Origin of the sequence: Candidatus Infernicultor aquiphilus (genome assembly GCF_002784285.1) — a bacterium.
Lineage (GTDB): Bacteria > Atribacterota > Phoenicimicrobiia > Phoenicimicrobiales > Phoenicimicrobiaceae > Infernicultor > Infernicultor aquiphilus.
The window spans coordinates 1-1,554 of the sequence record NZ_PFKO01000339.1; the positions used below are offsets into that span (position 1 = coordinate 1).

At 35.1% G+C, this 1,554-nt stretch carries 2 protein-coding genes; both read left to right on the forward strand.

What is annotated here, in order from left to right; all coding sequences use genetic code 11:
• The first annotated feature begins 274 nt into the window (after nt 1-274).
• Nucleotides 275-718, forward strand: a complete 444-nt coding sequence (locus COZ07_RS09475; RefSeq protein ID WP_406608320.1) for a HEPN domain-containing protein — start codon at nt 275-277, stop codon at nt 716-718.
• Nucleotides 685-1,011 (forward strand): nucleotidyltransferase family protein, encoded by a 327-nt coding sequence (locus tag COZ07_RS09480; RefSeq protein ID WP_406608321.1) that lies wholly within the window; start codon nt 685-687, stop codon nt 1,009-1,011. Before COZ07_RS09475 ends, COZ07_RS09480 begins: the two co-directional genes overlap by 34 nt.
• Nucleotides 1,012-1,554 lie beyond the last annotated feature (543 nt).

The window sequence follows — 1,554 nt, forward strand, 5'->3', positions numbered from 1 at the left end:
TTAAGAGCATGGATAGGGCAATAAGGGATCCCTGATTAGCGATGAGTTCAGCTAAATTGTGTATATCTATATAATTTTCTCCTTCGTCGAAAATAGTTGCAAGTTGCGAGAGGTAAAGTGCGGGTAAAGAAATAAAATATCACCTTAGCAGGGCTTTTTGTGCTCCTCATTATAGGTGTAGGATAAAAGCTTCAATTGTGATATAGTAGTAATGATTTATGAAGTGATTGTTGGATGCTTAATATGTTGTATAGCAAGAAATAGGGTGATAATATTGAATAATAGAGAGAAGTATGAATACTGGTTAGAAGCAGCAGAATATGACTTAGAGTCAGCTAAAGTAATGATGAATGGCGGAAGATATATGTATGTTGCTTTTATGAGCCAACAAGCAATAGAGAAACTTACTAAGGGAATATATACTCTATATACAGGTAAAGAAGTACCAATGATACATAATATCTGGAATATTTTTAAAAGCCTAAAGAGAGAAGTTAATCTTGCTGAGGAATCCTTAAATGTTGAAGAATTTGAAAAAAATTTAGAGAAATATAAAAGTTTTTTCGCAGAGCTATTGGCATACTATATATCTGGCAGATATCCTTCATTCAAAGAGATAATTTCTAGAACTATTGATTCAAAGAGAGCTGAAAGAGTGCTACATGCTACCCAGGAGGTGTTTTCATGGATAGAATCCCTGAGTCAGTACAAAGCATAATTCAAGATTATATTATAAAGTTGTCAAAGGAGATTCCTATTAAGAAAGTCTTTTTATTTGGCTCTTATGCTAAAGGAAACATCCATAAATATAGTGATGTTGACATAGCAGTTTTTTCAGATTATTTTAAAAATATGAGCAGAGTTGATGGTATTCACTTATTGCTATTACGCGCTATGGATTATGATATAGATATTGAGCCTCAACCATTTACTATGGATGAGTACAAAGAGCCAGTTGGTCTGGTAGAAGAAATCTTAAGTACCGGCATAGAAATACACGCTTATTCATAAAGAACAACACAAAGGGGCGGTTCTTTGTATCTTTGAAGATGAACAGGACTATCAGATTAAAAAAAATTAGTATATATCTAGTCGATAGTAGATAGTATATCGTATAGCGTAAAGAAAAAGATAGATTTAAAACACAAGATAAATTCGTTGTTGGTCGTTAGTATTTAGTAAAACCCCCACCTTAGTCCTCCCCTTGCAGGGGGAGGATATAAGAAATAGACAGGCGAGACGCCTGTCCTACGTTGGAAGTAGAGATTGCCGCGCTTGGCGCTTCCTGTAGTTACTCGCGATGATGGAAAAAGATAGATTCCCATTATCCGTTTTCACAGGGCCTGCCCTCATGAAAATGGGGGTACAAGTTTCGTGGGAATGACAGAAGGGAGCGAAAGTGTGGGATTTTTTATTTTTTCGTAAAGCTATAGAGCAGATAATATTTCCTCCCGGGTTTTTCTTGCTTTTAATTTTATTAATATATCTGAAGATGATTACTCTCCCTATTCTTTTGCACCATTAAGTAAAGAAGAGATAGGGGATACGGTAATG